This is a genomic window from Streptomyces sp. NPDC006551 (assembly GCF_040611675.1).
In the GTDB taxonomy this organism is placed as follows: Bacteria; Actinomycetota; Actinomycetes; order Streptomycetales; family Streptomycetaceae; genus Streptomyces.
Window position 1 is genome coordinate 25,171 of sequence record NZ_JBEXOT010000024.1, and the last position, 14,811, is coordinate 39,981.

The window sequence follows — 14,811 nt, forward strand, 5'->3', positions numbered from 1 at the left end:
CTCTCGCCCCTCGGGCCGCGACCGACACATGCGCACAACGCTTAAGCGCGTACGCACGTATGCCCGCTTGCATGTAACCCGCGTACGCAATTATCGTCGACGCCAGAACTCCCGGCTTACGAGTGCGTCGATCGCGCCGCCGCCTGGGGTGGCGCCGTTTCTCCGGTACAGCGCTCCGGTACACGGCCGTCACCGATCCGCGGCACGGCACCAGCCGCGCTCCGAAGCCGACACCCCTCCCCCTCCCAGGAAAGATCCGGCACGTCATGACCTCTGTCCCCACCGTCACGCTCAACAACGGCGTGGAGATCCCGCAGCTCGGCTTCGGCGTCTTCCAGGTCCCCGACGACGAGACCACCGCCGCCGTCACCGCCGCCCTGGAGGCCGGCTACCGCTCCATCGACACCGCCGCGATCTACGGCAACGAGACCGGCGTCGGCCGCGCGCTGGCCACCTCCGGCATCGCCCGCGAGGACCTCTTCGTCACCACCAAGGTGTGGAACGCCGACCAGGGGTACGACGCCACGCTGAAGGCATTCGACGACAGTCTCGCCAAGCTCGGCCTCGACCACGTCGACCTGTACCTGATCCACTGGCCCGCCCCCGGCCGCGGCCTGTTCCAGGAGACGTGGCGGGCCCTCGAGAAGCTGGCCGCCGACGGCCGTGTCCGGGCCGCCGGAGTCTCCAACTTCCTGCCCGCGCACCTCGACCGGCTCCTGGAAGGCTCCACGCTCGTCCCGGCCGTCAACCAGGTCGAGCTCCACCCCGGCCTCCAGCAGCGCGAACTGCGCGGCCTCCACGCCGAACACGGCATCGCCACCGAGGCCTGGAGCCCGCTCGCCCAGGGTGCCGTCCTGGACGACGCCGTGCTGCGTGAGATCGCCGCGCGCCACGGCAAGTCCCCGGCCCAGGTGGTGCTGCGATGGCACCTCCAGCTCGGGAACATCGTCATACCGAAGTCCGTCACCCCGGCCCGCATCCGCGAGAACATCGACGTCTTCGACTTCACACTCACGCCCGACGAGATGACGGCGATCGCCACCCTGGACCGCGGCCTGCGCACGGGCCCGGACCCGGACACCCTCGACTAGGGCATGTCCGACGGGCCTCGAAAGCGCCATGGCAGATCAACGAGCCTTGATCTCGGGCACCGTTCGCCAGGAGAACGGTGAGGAAAGAGCGGCGCGGGGCGGACGTCGGCGGGACCACGCCGGCGCTCGTCCGCGGGGCTCGCGGGCCGTGACGTGGGGCACGGTCGGCGCGTCCGGGTACGGGACGGTCCGAGCGCCCGTGATAGCTTGCCGACGCCAGTCGCACCTGAGTACGCATTCGTGTGTGCACGGGTCAGGGAATCCGGTGGGAATCCGGAGCTGACGCGCAGCGGTGAGGGCGACGGGCGGAGCAACGGCCACTGGGCGGCGTGAAACAGGCCCGGGAAGGCGCTTCGTCCGGCTGACCCCGAGTCCGAAGACCTGCTGGCGCCCTCCGCGGCGTGGGTCGTCGGAGGGAGCACCGTACGACAGGCTCCGCGTATGAGCCCTGGCCGCAGAGGAAGTTCCCGTGCCACTCGCACACCCCGTCCGCCCTGCCGCGCTGTTCCTGGCCGGCGCCCTGATGTTGACCGGCTGTGGCGGCGGGCCCGCCGCCTCCACCGCTCAGGGGTCGGCGAAGGACGGCGCCGCCGCCGGCCATCCCGTCACCCTGGACAACTGCGGTCAGCGGGTCCGGGTCGATCGTCCGCCGCGGCGGGCCGTCGCGCTCGACCAGGGCGCGGCCGAGATCCTGCTCTCCCTCGGTCTCGCCGACCGGATGGCGGGGACCGCCACCTGGACGGACCCGGTGCTGAAGGGCCTGGAGGAGGAGAACGCGAAGGTGGAGCGGCTGGCCGACCGCTACCCCTCCTTCGAGAGGGTCCTGGACGCCGAGCCCGACTTCGCCGCCGCCTCCTTCACCTTCACCCTCGGCAAGGGCGGTGTGGCCCCACGCGAGCAGTTCGCGAAGCTCGGCGTCCCCACCTACCTCTCCCCCACCGACTGCGCCGGCAAGGACAACAGCGGTGACGGCGACGGCGTACGCACCGAACCGCTGACGATGGACACGGTCTACGGCGAGGTACGCGACCTGGCCAGGATCTTCGGCGTGCCGGACCGGGGCGAGCGACTCGTCGCCGATCTGAAGTCCCGCGTGGCGAAGGCGACTTCCGCGCACGACTTCCGGGACGTCAGTCTCCTCTACTGGTTCGCCAACTCCGAGTCCCCCTACATGGCGGGCTGTTGCGGGGCGCCCGGCATCATCACCCGTACGCTCGGGGCGAAGAACGTCTTCGACGACACGCGCGAGGAGTGGCCGCAGATCAACTGGGAGACCGTCGCCGACCGCGATCCCGACGTCCTGGTGATCGGCGACCTGACGCGCAAGTCGCAGACGGCCGAGTCCGCCGCGAAGAAGATCGAGTTCCTGGAGTCCCATCCGGTCACCAGGAACATGACGGCGGTGAAGCGAAAGCGCTACGTCCTGCTCAGTGGCCAGGCGATGAACCCCACCATCCGTACCGTCGAGGGCGTGGAGAAGGTGGCGGCGGCGCTGCGTGCGTACGGCCTCGCGAAGTGACCGGGAGCGGGCCGGCCGCGGCCCCGGCCTCCGACACCGGGGACGCCGACACGGGCTCGACTTCGGCCACGGCCACGGCCACGGCCACGGCCACGACGACCATTTCGCCTTCGGTTTCGGGTTCCGACCCCGGCTCCGTGTCGTCTCCTGCCGCGATACGCGGGCTCGGGCGGCCCTTGCTGTGGGTCGCCGGTCTCACGCTGCTCGTCGTCTCCGTCGCGCTGGCGATCACCATCGGCCCGGCGAGCATCCGTGTCGCGGACGTCTGGTCCGTCGTGGCGGCCCGACTCGGCTGTGGGGCCTCGGACCTCTCGCCGATCCGGGACGGCATCGTGTGGAACCTGCGGCTGCCCCGCACGCTGCTCGCCGCCGTCTGCGGCGCCGGACTCGCCGTATGCGGCACGGTGATGCAGGCCCTGCTGCGCAACCCGCTCGCCGACCCTTTCGTGCTGGGCGTCTCCTCCGGCGCGTCGACCGGCGCCGTCGTGGTCGTGGTGCTCGGTGTCGGCGGCGGGGCGCTGTCGATCTCCGGCGGGGCGTTCGTGGGTGCGGCGTGCTCGTTCGCACTGGTGTTGCTGCTCAGCCACGCGCTCGGCGGCACGACGGACCGGGTGGTGCTGTCGGGCGTCGCCGCGATGCAGCTCTTCTCCGCGCTCACCTCCTTCGTCGTGATGACCGCGGCGGACGCGGAGACGACACGGGGAGTGCTGTTCTGGCTGCTCGGCTCGCTCGGCGGGGTCGGCTGGACCGATGTGTGGGTGTGCCTGGCGGTACTGGTGGCGGCGCTGATGGTCTGCGGCGGGTACGCGAGGACGCTGGACGCCTTCGCGTTCGGGCACGACGCCGCCGCCACCCTCGGCGTCTCCGTCGGCCGTACGCGGCTGGTGCTGCTGTGCGTCACCGCCCTGCTGACGGCGGCACTGGTGTCGTCCGCGGGAGCCATCGGCTTCGTCGGCCTGGTGCTTCCGCACGCCGCGCGGGCACTGGTCGGGCCGGGGCACAGCCGACTGTTGCCGGTCACCGCCCTGGCCGGGGCGGTCTTCCTCGTATGGGTCGACACGCTCGCCCGTACGGTCCTCGAACCGCAGGAGGTCCCGGTGGGCGTGGTGACCTCACTGATCGGCGTACCGGCGTTCGTCCTGATCCTCTTCCGCACCAGGGGGACGCGGTGACGGTCACGCGCACGACGGGCGCCGGTCTGCGTGCCGAACGCGTCTCGCGCACCGCCGGCGGCACGCTGATCCTGGACGGGGTCAGCGTCACACCGCGCCCCGGAACCGTCACCGGTCTGCTGGGCCCCAACGGCTCCGGCAAGTCCACTCTCCTGCGCCTGCTCTCCGGCGTACTCGCCCCGGACAGCGGGATCGTCACCCTCGACGGGGACCCGCTGGACGCCCTGGGCCGCCGTACGGTGGCCCGGCGGCTGGCCGTCGTCGAGCAACAGGCGGACACGCTGGTCGACCTGCCGGTCATCGACGTCGTACGGCTCGGCCGCATCCCGCATCGCCGGGCCTGGACGCCGTCCTCGGCGGCGGACGAGGCGGCCGTGCGCTCCGCCCTCGCCCGTACCGGCCTCACGGAGAAGTCCCATCAGCCCTGGCACACGCTCTCGGGCGGTGAACGCCAACGCGCCCAGATCGCCCGGGCCCTCGCCCAGGAGCCGCGCGAACTCCTCCTCGACGAACCGACCAACCACCTGGACATCCAGCACCAGCTCGATCTTCTGAGCCTGATCTCCGACCTCGGCCTCACCAGTGTCGTCGCCCTGCACGACCTGAACCTGGCGGCGACGTACTGCGAGCGACTCGTGGTGCTCAAGGAGGGCCGCGTGGTGGCCGCCGGCGGCCCGGCGGAGGTCCTGACCGAGGAGCTCATCGCCGACGTCTACCGCGTGCGGGCCGCGATCACCCTCACCGGACCCGACCGGCGCCCGCACATACGCTTCCTCGGCACCCTCACCCGCGCCTGACACGCGTGCGCCCGGGACACGGACGGTGAGGCTCGCACGTTCCGCGAGGCGGCTGCCGGGCACACGTGCGTCCGGCCCGGCGCCCCTTACCAGGGACGGAAGACGTGTATGCGCGTGCGACGGGTGAGGATGATGGGCCTAAAAGCATCAGATCCGGGCATCTGCCGCACATACAGTCGACCCGTCGACGGTCGACCCCGTCCCTGGAGAGTGGTCGTGACCGTTCGCATAGGGGTTGAGGAAGAGTTCCATGTGATCGACGTGGAAAGCGGATCGCTCGTGCCCCGCGCCGGGGCCCTGCTGGCCGGGCTGCCGCCCAGGACGTACACACACGAGCTGTCCCAGTCGATGGTCGAGACCAATAGCGATGTCCACACCTCCCTCCAGGGGCTGCACTCCGACCTGCGCCGCTCCCGACGTCGGCTGGACGCGGCCGCGTCGCGTCAGGGCCTGGCGGTCGTCGCCGCCGGCGTCGCCCCGCTGGGCCGGGTCGAGTCCGTCCGCATCACGCCCGCGCCGCGCTACGAGAAGATGGCCCGCGAGTACCGTCGCGTCGCCGACGAGCAGCTGATATGCGGTGCGCAGGTGCACGTGGACATCCCCGACCACGAGACCGCCGTACGCGCCATGTGCGCGGTGGGGCCGTGGCTGCCGCCCCTGCTGGCGCTGTCGGCCAGCTCCCCGTTCTGGCTCGGTACCGACACCGGTTACGCGAGCTGGCGGACCATGGTGTGGCAGCGCTGGCCCACGGCCGGGCCGGCCGGTTGTTTCGCGGGCGCCCAGGACTACGACGAGACCGTGGCCGGACTCATCCGCTCCGGCGTGATCAGCGACGCGGGAATGATCTATTACGACGTACGGCCGTCCGCCCACCAGCAGACCCTGGAGCTCCGCGTCTGCGACGCCTGCCCCCGCGTCGAGACGGTGGTGATGATCGCCGGACTGTTCCGCGCGCTCGTGACGGACGCCTGCGCCCGCCTGGCGGCGACCGGTGGCACTACCGGATGCGACGGTCGGCACGAGTGGCTGCGTGCGGCGACCTGGCGCGCCGCCCGCTCGGGGCTCGAGGCGGAGCTGATCGACCCGGAAACCCGCCGCCCGGCCGCCGCGGCCCGGGTCGTACAGGCCCTGCTGCGGCACGCGCGTCCCATGCTGGAGGAGCACGGCGACTGGGAACTGGTCCGGGAACTAGCCCAACAGACGGTGAGCGCCGGCAGCGCCGCCCATCGCCTGCGGGAGACAGCCGCGCGGGACGACCTGCTGGCGGGCGTGGACCTCCTCGTCGCGGAGACCCGCGGCGAACAACCCACCCGCCGCCGCGGGCGCACCGCCCCGCCTCACGATGTCGCCCACCGCCCGCCGGGGCCCTGGACGGGTGTCCGCACGAGCTTCGGCGGCGGCTAGGAGGTGTCTCGTCGATCAGGCCGGATCAGCGAGCGGCGTCTGGTGCGTGATCGCAAGGAGGAGGAGGGAGCCACGCGGAGCGTCGCCGACCGACGACAACTGGGGGCACCTCCCGTGGCGCCGCGAGCCGGCAGGATCGGCGAGACTCCCCCACAGCGAAGACGGCTCTGCACCTGTTCCTCCGGCCGGCGTCTCACCGCCGGCTCTCACGGACATCGCGCCTGCCCAGCGCACGGGCCATCCGCTTCCTGTGGCAACACGATGAACGCCGTGTTTTTGGTCAGGTCAATGCTGGAGCGGGGCGGCGCGCCGTCGCTTTCGTCGTCCCGCCGCAGCCGCTCCACCCTCCGCTGCTCCAGCTCCACCGTCTTGTTTCCGTTCACGACCGCCGTGAATTCGTCGAAGGCGATGCTCGACAACGACTGTCCGGTGCGCCTGCGTAGCCACGGGATCAGGCCCGACCCCGTGAACCATCGCCACGCGCTCTCCACCAGGGCGAACAAGACCAGCAGAGAAGCGAACGCCGGGAACGACATGAGCAAGAACGTCACAGACGGTCCCTCATCGTCCTCAACACAGTTGACCACCGGGAAACAGCGGAAGGGGTCGGCGTCGTTCTCATCGGACGGGCGGACCGGGAGAACTCGGGACGCCAGCCATCGGTCCGCGCTCGGACCGCTCGCGCCGACAGTCCGGCACCCAGCCCGACAGCGTCGTATGTCACCCCATCGGGATGGCTCCCCCACTCGCGGGCCATGCGCTCCGCCCAGAGCGGCACAGGCCCCTCGATCCCCTCGAACGCCGTCGTGGGACTCACCTCGCTGATCGCCATGGGCTCACTCTTCCGGGTCCGCGGCGCGCAGGGATCAGGCCGGCGCGTGATTCGCTTCCCCCCATGCGGCGGAGGCGCCGCCCATGGAGATCCACCGAAGGGAGGAGTGCCGTGGGGGCAGGCCGGTCGGTCGGACCTGCTGGACAGCACGCCTGACCCAGCAGGGCAACCACCTGGGCTACCGCGCCGCCGGCGGTTGGCCCGCTGGTCCCCGCGCTCGGGGAATCGGGTGCCGGATCTGCCGTCGCCGCGGGCAGAAGCGGTTCCGACGGGAGCCGTACGCCTTGTCGCCACACAGATGGTCCGGGCGGGCCCGCGGGTGCCCGCCCGCTGGGCGTGGGGCACGGATACGGTCCAGGACCGGGATCAGCTGCGGCGCATCACCCCACTGCCCGGGGGTGATCGGTATGGACGGGGGCCGGCAACTCTGGCCACTACCTGAAGCGTGGGGGGGAGATTCAGGTAGCTTCATCAGCGGTTCGGAGGTGCGTCGGCCTGTCCCGGGACGCGGTGTTCGCCGCGGGGTGGGGTCTACACCTTGCGGACGGGTGGGGGGTTCCATCGCCCGTCCATGGCCTCGGGCTTGGGTGCGTAGAGGCGCATCGTGACGCCGAGGGGGCCGGTCGGTGTGGGGAGCCAGTTCGTTTCCTTGCCGGGTCCGGGGTTGTGGTGTTGGAGGAGGATGTCGAGGGAGCCGTCGTCGTTGTAGGTCAGCGGGTCGCGGTCTCCGAGGGCGAAGCGGTTGAGCTCGTTGGCGACCTGGAAGCCCTCCGCGTCGTACATCGTGATGGACCAGAACGCGTGAACGGGCGGCAGTTGGTCCGCATCGAAGTGGATGTGGTAGTCGTGTTCGCCGGACAGCGGTTCGCCGTCGGCGTCGGCCATGAGCACGGGATAGACGGCGTCCTCGGCGGGGTTGGCACCCAGCCCGACCGCGGTGACCACGGCGCGCTTGAAGTAGTAGTTGCCGTAGACACCCATGGTGTCGGTGAACGTCGTCCACCCGTTGACCTTGGTGCCCAGGGTGGGCAGTGCCGCAAGGATCGCCTCACGGGCCGTGCGCACTCCGGCCTCGATCTCGGAGAGCTGTGCGGCATCGAACCGGCCCGCGTCGAACTCCTTGCCGGGCACGAGGCCCAGGTGCGCGATCCGGGCGAGGACGGAGAAGTCGGTGAGGTGCGGGGGGTTGACGGCCAGAGCGCGGGCGGCGTGGGTGAAGAACTCCACCGCGTTCATCCTGTTGACCAGGGTCAGCGGCTCTGTGGTGGTGTCGTGGTCCGGGTCGATCACGTGGGCAGGCGCGGAGTTCACCGTGGTGAGGGTGTAGCCGTCCTGTACGGCGTGCACCGCCTCGTAGTCACCGGGACCGTTGGTCTGGGTACGGCCGATCACCCACACGTACGGGGTCGGGGCCGCGATGACCGGTAGGTCGTGCGGCGTGGGGCCCGTGTAGCCCGGGCCCACGACCACGAAGTCACGCGCGTCGGTGCCGGTGGTGCGCTTGCCAGGATTGGCGAAGACATCGGTCCACATGTCCAGCATCGGCAGCATGAAGTAGCGGTCCGCCGTGTCGGGGCTGTGCAGCACCACCGGGCCGGCCGTCAGGTCGAGCCAGGCAGCGGAGTACAGCGTGTCGAAGTTCGGGCGCACCACCAGCCGGAACGTCGCGTCGGGGAACTCCCGCATGTGGTGGAACTCGTTCGGCGGCCCGCACCCGGGCTTGGCGTCCGCCTCGACGTTCACCATCTGCAAGCGCGTGATGTCCATGGTCACCAGCGGATACAGGTAGACATACGCCTCGTGGCCCAGCGTCCACAGATCACTCGACAGTGTGCTCACGCGCTCTCACCCTCCGCCCCGAAGACATCACGTCCCGAGACCGCCACTCGTCCTCGCCCTGACCTCGCAGCCCGGCGCCGTTGCATCCAACGTCCCGCCTGGCACCTGGCGCCGCAACGCAGACCGGCGGGGCGGGTGACGCGGACACTGCGCGACAACGGCGCTCACGAGCGTCTGAGTAATGAGATTCCACCCCTTGCACGAACCGGAAGCAGCCTGCTGGAGGTGTTCGCGTGGCCGCCGGGCGGTCCGCAGGAGGACCCTGGGGGTGGTGCGTCAGTCCGAGGCGCCGCTGCGCCGGGCGTAGGCGCGGGCGGCGCGGGCACGGTCGCCGCAGCGTGTGGAGCACCAGTGGCGCCGGCCGTGGGTGCGCAGGAGGAACCGGTCACAGGGGGCTGATCCGCAGGCGGCGAGGATGTCGGCGTCGGGACCGGTGAGCAGGTCGGCGGCGTCGGCGGCGAGGGTCGCCAGTGCGTGGTTGACGGCCTGGTCGGTGGGGTGCGCCTGGACGCGGCGCAGCCCCCGGGCCCCGTCCCAGGCGAGGAGGGGGGCGGTGGGCACGGCCGTGAGGGCCTCGTTCACCGCGCGCAGGGATTCCTCGGGCGGGGTGGTGGTGTCGACGCGGGCGGCGAACAGGGCGCGGATGTGGGCGCGCAGCGTGCGCATCCGCTGTGCGCACACCTCGTACAGCTGCACGTCCGGGGTGGTCAGGTCGTGGGCGGCGAGCCAGCGCATGGCGGATTCCGGGGCGGCGAGCAGGTCGTAGCTCTGGCTGGCGGGCAGGGTGGCGGCGGTGTCGGCGAAGTCCAGGGAGCGGTACCGGTCGGCACCCGGCGCCGGGGGCAGAGCGGTCGGTGCCACGTCGGTGGCCAGGGTGTCGTCCATGCCTCTCATGGTAGCGCTTGCATTTTTCCGTGATGCCTACCTAGCCTGGAATCACGTTAACCGCAGGTTTTTTTCGTGAGAAACGGAGACGTGATGTCCCAGCTCAACGCCAACCAGTTCCCGGTCCGCACGTTCGGCGGTCCGACCGCCCTGTTCGAGTACGGCGGCCTGCGCTTCCTGACCGACCCGACCTTCGACGGCCCCGGCGACTACGCCTCACCCGGTGGCCCGACCCTGACCAAGACCGCCTCCTCCACCACTACCCCTGCCGACCTCGGCCCCATCGACGTGGTCCTGCTCTCCCACGACGAGCACGCCGACAACCTCGACACCTCCGGCCGCGCCCTGCTCGCCGACGTCCCCCTCACCCTCACCACACCCGGCGGCGGCAAGCGCCTCGGGGCGAAGGCCAGGGGCCTGGCCGACTGGGAGTCGACCGAGCTGGAGCGCCCGGGCGGCGGCACCATCACTGTGACCGGGGTCCCGGCCATCCACGGCCCCGGAGCGCGTGAGGAGATCGAGCCCTTCGCCGGCCAGGTCGTCGGCTTCGTCCTGACGGGCGAGGGCCTGCCGACGGTCTACGTCAGCGGCGACAACGCCTCGCTCGACGCGGTCAGGGAGATCGCCGACCGCTTCGCCCCGATCGACACCGCCCTCCTGTTCGCCGGAGCACCCCGCTTCCCCATGCTCTTCGACGGCCGACCGGTCGTCCTGGACAGCGCCCAGGCCGCCGAGGCCACCCGGATTCTTGACGCCCGCCGCGTCGTCCCGGTCCACCACGACAGCTGGGCCCACTTCACCGAGGGCCGCGACGAGCTGGAGGCGGCCTTCGCCGCCGCGGGCCTGACCGACCGCCTGGACCAGGACTGGACGCAGCGCGCCTGAGCCCGGACCGCAGCTTGGGAACCGAGACCTCGTGCCAGGGTCGGGGCTCCCCACACGCCGAGCCCCGACCCTGGGAGCAACCCCCTCGGCGAGGACCTGCTGCATCAGCAGCGTGTTGACGTGCACGAGGGCGGACTGGAGCAGGTGCAGGGCGAGCATGGACACCTCCTGGGACTCCTTGTCCGCCCCGGCCAGGTCGCCGTCCTTGCCGTAGAAGAGGTCCTTGTTCGCGCTGTTCCAGCTCTCCCCACCTGCAAGCCCTCGTGGATCTCCTGGCGCAGCTCGATGTCGGCGAGGTGGTCGCAGACGAATGCCGTGCGCACCGCCCGCCCGAGTTCCTCGATCGCCTGGTAGGTGGGGTGCTTGGGCCCGCCGCGGGTGAAGCGTCGCAGGACCTGCTCGGCCTCGGCGGTGCCCAGCCGCAGGGCGGTGGTGTACTTCACGATCTGGTCGTACTGCCGGCGGATCAGGTCCCCGTTGATGGTCTTGGTCGACAGCACCGGCCATGTTGGGACCGTCGACCCCGTCGAGGCCGCAGCAGTAGCCGCCGCCTTTCTCCGGAATCAGCAGAGTGCCGCGGGCGTCGCCGGGAGTGATGGTGATCGCGCCGGGCGGGCCGTCGGACAAGGCGTGGACCGGCGCGTGGACACCGCGGGCCGCCGGCCACGACCGCAGCGATTGATCGGGAATCCAAGAGGCCGCGGGGGAAGGGAGGACCGAGGGCCTACTGGATGCTCCAGCGGTGTGGATGCGAGGGATCGACGGGGCAGGTGAAGACGTTCAGCTGACCCCAGCGGCCCACGATGACCTCGGTCGGCGAGGGGAACCGGTGCGCGGCCGGGTCCCGCTCCTCGAGCGGGTTCCAGCTGCCGGTGCCGCCGTCCCACTCCCGGCTGTCGATCGTCAACAGCAGGTCCATCGGTGCTGCGCAGGCCTGACAGTCCATGGGATACGGGTCGGTCACGTGCCACGACGCGAACCCTCCGACGCGCCAGCCGGGCGGCATGGAAAGGTCGTGCTGGTAGTCGGGGGGCTCGGGCGCGTCGTCGTCCGCCGCCTCTTCGGCCTCCTCCTCGAGGGCTTCCTCCCAGGCGTCGATCCGGTCGCGCAGGTCCTCGGGCAGCGATCCGGCGAACGGGTAGGTGGCCACCTGTTCCGGGTGCAGTACGCAGGGCTCCGGCACGTATCCCGCGAAGCCGACGACCGCCGGTCGGGGTGGCGCGGCCAGGACCTCGGCCACCTCGGAGGACCGGCGCCAGCGGAGGTGCAGCGACATGCCGTGTCCGGTGCGTCCGTGCCGGTCGAACGGGCACCAGAACACCTGGAGCAGATCGCACCCGTCCGGGCCCGCCGGCAAGTCGGGTATGTCCCGCCGGTAGAGCTGGGCGACGCCGATCATCGGCAGTGGATCGGTGTCGGCCACACCCGTGACACGGTGCTCCCGCGCCAGTTCCTTCAGGAGCGCACGCTCCTCCGCTGTGGGCCCCGAGCCCGGGTCGCGGGCCCAGGCGACCGCGAGGACCTGTCGCTCCCGATGGATGTCCGCGGGGCGCCGGCCGGTCTCGCGGCCGTGCGGCTCCGTACACACCGGCCAGGGCTCGTCCGCCGGCCACAGGAGGGGCCCGCCCACGGAACTGGACGACGCGTCCGGGCTCCCCGGCCGCGGGTGCAGCCGGGTGGTCGTACCGCGGTGAGCGGCCAGCTCCGGGAAGAGTTCCTCGACATCGAGCGGGCGTGGCGGGGTGGTCCTCGTCATGGATGCGACCTTAAACGCCAGGTCGTCTCGGTGACCGAGCACCCCTTCTCGCCGCGTGCTACGCGCCGGGGCGGGCGTGATCACGATGGGCCTGCCCGGTCGCCCACTCCGGGTGGCGCCAACGCGGGCAGGAAGCGTCGGCCGGGCCCCTCCTCGGCCGAGGAGCCTTACACGGCATCGGCGCTCGCCGCGTAATCCCGCTGGATGCTTCGCAGGAACGCCGGATACACGAACCAGTGGCGGAAGGGCTTGATCGCCGCCATGTACGCGGCGCCGAACCGTCCGTTGGTCTTGATCAGCACCGCCATCTGGCCTCGGTAGCCGCCGGACTCGTCCGGGACCCAGCCGATGTGCATGACCGTGTGCACCGTACGGTTGGCCATCTCCGTCGCCCACTCGTTCTCGAGCAGGTACAGAGAGGTGAGGGGAACGTCCTTGAAGTCGGGCCCTCGGGCGGCCTCCCGCAGGTCCCTCGGCAGCCGGTCCCGGAGCGACCTCACCCTGGAGCCGACGCCGCTGTCGGGGCGGTCGAGGCCGAGAACGGCGCCGATCTTCCACCGGGCCGCCCAGAGGAAGCGCACGACGAGCGGGGCGCCTTCGGGAAAGCTGTTCGCCTCGTCCCCGACCATGCTCGCCACCAGGCGGGGGAGATCGTCCGGGCCGCCGGGTGTGCGGAGTGCCCAGACGTCCTCGAGCCGGAAATCGGGGGCGACCTCGTGGATGCGCCACGGGCGCGAGGTGTGTGCGGTGCCGGGGAGCTTCATGCGTGCGTCTCCTCATCTGAACGCGCCGGTAAGGGCGCGGCGGGCGGCAGACCGAGTACGCCCCGCACCGCCCGTTCCGTGAGCTGGATGTCGTAGGGGGCCTGTCCGGCCAACTCGATGCCGACCGCCTCGACGACGCCGAGGAAGACGGCTGCCGTCGTCGGGGGCGGCGGTCCGGGAGGGATCGCACCGCTCGCGCGTGCGGCGGCGATCAGTGCGGCGCAGTCGGCGGTGAGCCGGTCGACGATCTCCGTGATCGCCCGGCCGACCGGATGGTCCTGCCCGGCGAACTCGACACGCAGCGTCATCAGGACCTGGGCGATGTCGCGTCGGCAGTAGACGGCATGGCCGCGCGCGATGGCCAGGAGCGCCTCGACGGGTTCGGCCTCCGCGGCGGCTGGGCGGCCCACTTCGGCCTGCCAGGTCTCCTCGACCCACCGCACGACCGCGAGCGCCAGATCTTCCTTGTCGGTGAACTGGTGATACAGGGCACCGCGCGTGTAGCCGGCCTCTCGGGCCACCCGCTCCAGCGCCAGATTGGCGTACCCGTACGTGGAAAGTCCCCGGGCCGCCGCCTCCAGGAGGGCGTTCCGGGTGAGGGCCCGCCTGTCCGCCTGCGTGCGGCGGGTTCTCTTCGGGGCACCGCCCGCCGTCATGAGCACTCACATACAAACATGTATGTATGTTAGTTCGGGGCGGCCTGCCGCGGCAAGGGTTGGGGGCGGAGCGTCAGGGAGCGACCGTTTCCTCGGTGATCAGCTCCAGAAGGGCCGACATGCCGCCCTCGGCCAAGGCTTGGCGCTGCCGGTCCGCCGGGGTGCCCTCCTGGAGCAGCCGGTGGGCCAGCGAGGTCACCTCACGGGTGTCGCCGGCCTCGTCGAGGGCCGGCGTGACGTGGTCGAGCAGCATGCACAACACGTCACCGGCCCGGCGGGCCCGGCCGGCCGGGTCGACCAGCAGGCCGCTCAGCCCGTGCCGTGCGGCGTGCCAGTTCGACGCCTGCAGCAGTTCGGGCGGGCAGAGCGGGAGCGGGGTTCCCGCCTTCTCCTCACGTATCGCCGTCGCGACCAGCGCGCGGACGATCCCGGCCAGCATGACCGCCGTGTCGGCCCGTAGCTGGACGTCCGAGCAGCGGACCTCGACCGTCGGGTACCGGTCGGAGAGCCGGGCCTGCCAGTACAGCTGTCCGGTGTCGGTGATCACGCCGCTGTCCAGAAGCGACTGGACGCGGCTCTCGTGGTCGGCGAGCGAGGTGAAGCACGGCGGCGGGCCGCTGACCGGCCAGCGGCCGAAGATCACTGTGCGCCAGCTCGCGAAGCCGGTGTCGGTGCCGTCCCAGAGGGGTGAGTTCGCGGACATGGCGACCAGGACCGGCAGCCAGACCCGGATACGGCTCAGGACCGCGACGCCCATCGCCCGGTCCGGCACGGCGGCGTGCACGTGCATGCCGTTGACCAGCTGCTCGGCCACGAGCTGCGGGGCCTGGGTACGCATCGCCAGGTAGCGGGCCTGGCGTGTGACCGGGACCGGTGCCGCCTGCCGATAGGGGGGCGTCCCGCAGGCGGCGAGCCGGCAGCCGTTCTTCTCCGCCGCCGCTCCGACCGCGTGCCGTAGTCGCAGCAGATGGCCGCCGACCTCCTCCAGGTCGGTGCAGATCGGCGTGGCGACCTCCACCTGCGCCTGCAGCAGCTCCGACTGGACCTCCGCCTCCTCGACGATCGGCCCCAGACCGGCCGCCTCCCGTACCTGTTCCGCGAGCGGTACCGGCAGGGAGGTGTCCGGATCGAGCAGCATGTACTCTTCCTCGACCCCAATGGTGATCATGCCGTGCCAGTACCCCGGGACAAGGGGATGAATCGGACACGCA

Annotated in this window: 13 protein-coding genes, 2 pseudogenes and 1 riboswitch; of the genes and pseudogenes, 6 read left to right on the plus strand and 9 right to left on the minus strand. The window is 71.3% G+C overall.

Going from position 1 to position 14,811, the window contains the following annotated elements:
• Positions 1-266: 266 nt before the first annotated feature.
• From ABZY12_RS21330 to ABZY12_RS21350, 5 genes are all read left to right on the plus strand, one after another.
• On the plus strand, positions 267-1,091 hold the full coding sequence (locus ABZY12_RS21330) for an aldo/keto reductase (RefSeq protein ID WP_356892557.1): 825 nt from the start codon (positions 267-269) through the stop codon (positions 1,089-1,091).
• A gap of 200 nt (positions 1,092-1,291) precedes the next feature.
• Positions 1,292-1,495: riboswitch (cobalamin riboswitch) on the plus strand.
• 65 nt (positions 1,496-1,560) lie between these two features.
• Positions 1,561-2,610, plus strand: a complete 1,050-nt coding sequence (locus tag ABZY12_RS21335; protein ID WP_356892559.1) for an ABC transporter substrate-binding protein — start codon at positions 1,561-1,563, stop codon at positions 2,608-2,610.
• 137 nt (positions 2,611-2,747) lie between these two features.
• A complete protein-coding gene (locus ABZY12_RS21340; protein WP_356892561.1) occupies positions 2,748-3,782 on the plus strand; it encodes an iron chelate uptake ABC transporter family permease subunit in 1,035 nt (344 codons plus the stop codon).
• The gene (locus ABZY12_RS21345) at positions 3,779-4,579 is read left to right on the plus strand and encodes an ABC transporter ATP-binding protein (RefSeq protein WP_356892563.1); all 801 of its coding nucleotides are present in this window, start codon (positions 3,779-3,781) and stop codon (positions 4,577-4,579) included. The genes ABZY12_RS21340 and ABZY12_RS21345 overlap by 4 nt, the downstream gene beginning before the upstream one ends.
• Positions 4,580-4,795: 216 nt before the next feature.
• Complete coding sequence (locus tag ABZY12_RS21350; protein ID WP_356892565.1) at positions 4,796-5,983, plus strand: glutamate--cysteine ligase; 1,188 nt, start codon at positions 4,796-4,798, stop codon at positions 5,981-5,983.
• Between the two features lie 206 nt (positions 5,984-6,189).
• Here the strand turns inward: ABZY12_RS21350 and ABZY12_RS21355 are convergent, their stop codons facing one another.
• From ABZY12_RS21355 to ABZY12_RS21370, 4 genes and pseudogenes are all read right to left on the minus strand, one after another.
• On the minus strand, positions 6,190-6,534 hold the full coding sequence (locus tag ABZY12_RS21355) for a DUF6191 domain-containing protein (RefSeq protein WP_356892567.1): 345 nt from the start codon (positions 6,532-6,534) through the stop codon (positions 6,190-6,192).
• A 437-nt stretch (positions 6,535-6,971) separates the two neighbouring features.
• Positions 6,972-7,248: pseudogene (locus ABZY12_RS21360) on the minus strand (IS5/IS1182 family transposase); the annotation flags it as partial.
• Positions 7,249-7,346: 98 nt separating this feature from the next.
• The gene (locus tag ABZY12_RS21365; protein ID WP_356892569.1) at positions 7,347-8,654 is read right to left on the minus strand and encodes a DUF1254 domain-containing protein; all 1,308 of its coding nucleotides are present in this window, start codon (positions 8,652-8,654) and stop codon (positions 7,347-7,349) included.
• Between the two features lie 276 nt (positions 8,655-8,930).
• A complete protein-coding gene (locus tag ABZY12_RS21370; RefSeq protein ID WP_356892571.1) occupies positions 8,931-9,539 on the minus strand; it encodes an ABATE domain-containing protein in 609 nt (202 codons plus the stop codon).
• A gap of 93 nt (positions 9,540-9,632) precedes the next feature.
• Here ABZY12_RS21370 and ABZY12_RS21375 point away from each other — a divergent pair, with 93 nt between their 5' ends.
• The gene (locus tag ABZY12_RS21375; protein WP_356892573.1) at positions 9,633-10,424 is read left to right on the plus strand and encodes an MBL fold metallo-hydrolase; all 792 of its coding nucleotides are present in this window, start codon (positions 9,633-9,635) and stop codon (positions 10,422-10,424) included.
• Between the two features lie 144 nt (positions 10,425-10,568).
• On the opposite strand, the pseudogene ABZY12_RS21380 reads toward ABZY12_RS21375, so the two are convergent.
• The 5 genes and pseudogenes from ABZY12_RS21380 to ABZY12_RS21400 form a co-directional block, all read right to left on the minus strand.
• A pseudogene (locus ABZY12_RS21380) lies at positions 10,569-10,924 on the minus strand (Tn3 family transposase); the annotation flags it as partial.
• A gap of 224 nt (positions 10,925-11,148) precedes the next feature.
• Complete coding sequence (locus ABZY12_RS21385; protein WP_356892575.1) at positions 11,149-12,180, minus strand: hypothetical protein; 1,032 nt, start codon at positions 12,178-12,180, stop codon at positions 11,149-11,151.
• Between the two features lie 167 nt (positions 12,181-12,347).
• Positions 12,348-12,944 carry a DUF2867 domain-containing protein gene (locus tag ABZY12_RS21390; protein ID WP_356892577.1) on the minus strand — a complete coding sequence of 199 codons (597 nt, stop codon included), beginning with the start codon at positions 12,942-12,944 and terminating at the stop codon, positions 12,348-12,350.
• On the minus strand, positions 12,941-13,600 hold the full coding sequence (locus ABZY12_RS21395) for a TetR/AcrR family transcriptional regulator (RefSeq protein ID WP_356892579.1): 660 nt from the start codon (positions 13,598-13,600) through the stop codon (positions 12,941-12,943). Before ABZY12_RS21395 ends, ABZY12_RS21390 begins: the two co-directional genes overlap by 4 nt.
• A 73-nt stretch (positions 13,601-13,673) precedes the next feature.
• Complete coding sequence (locus ABZY12_RS21400; RefSeq protein ID WP_356892581.1) at positions 13,674-14,768, minus strand: glutamate--cysteine ligase; 1,095 nt, start codon at positions 14,766-14,768, stop codon at positions 13,674-13,676.
• Positions 14,769-14,811 lie beyond the last annotated feature (43 nt).

What these genes read in the sequence shown, in the direction of transcription:
- ABZY12_RS21385 (WP_356892575.1), bottom strand. Translation starts at nt 12,180, where the DNA reads ATGACGAGGACCACCCCGCCACGCCCGCTCGATGTCGAGGAACTCTTC.
- ABZY12_RS21395 (WP_356892579.1), bottom strand. Translation starts at nt 13,600, where the DNA reads ATGACGGCGGGCGGTGCCCCGAAGAGAACCCGCCGCACGCAGGCGGAC.
- ABZY12_RS21400 (WP_356892581.1), bottom strand. Translation starts at nt 14,768, where the DNA reads ATGATCACCATTGGGGTCGAGGAAGAGTACATGCTGCTCGATCCGGAC.
- ABZY12_RS21390 (WP_356892577.1), bottom strand. Translation starts at nt 12,944, where the DNA reads ATGAAGCTCCCCGGCACCGCACACACCTCGCGCCCGTGGCGCATCCAC.
- ABZY12_RS21375 (WP_356892573.1), top strand. Translation starts at nt 9,633, where the DNA reads ATGTCCCAGCTCAACGCCAACCAGTTCCCGGTCCGCACGTTCGGCGGT.
- ABZY12_RS21370 (WP_356892571.1), bottom strand. Translation starts at nt 9,539, where the DNA reads ATGGACGACACCCTGGCCACCGACGTGGCACCGACCGCTCTGCCCCCG.
- ABZY12_RS21330 (WP_356892557.1), top strand. Translation starts at nt 267, where the DNA reads ATGACCTCTGTCCCCACCGTCACGCTCAACAACGGCGTGGAGATCCCG.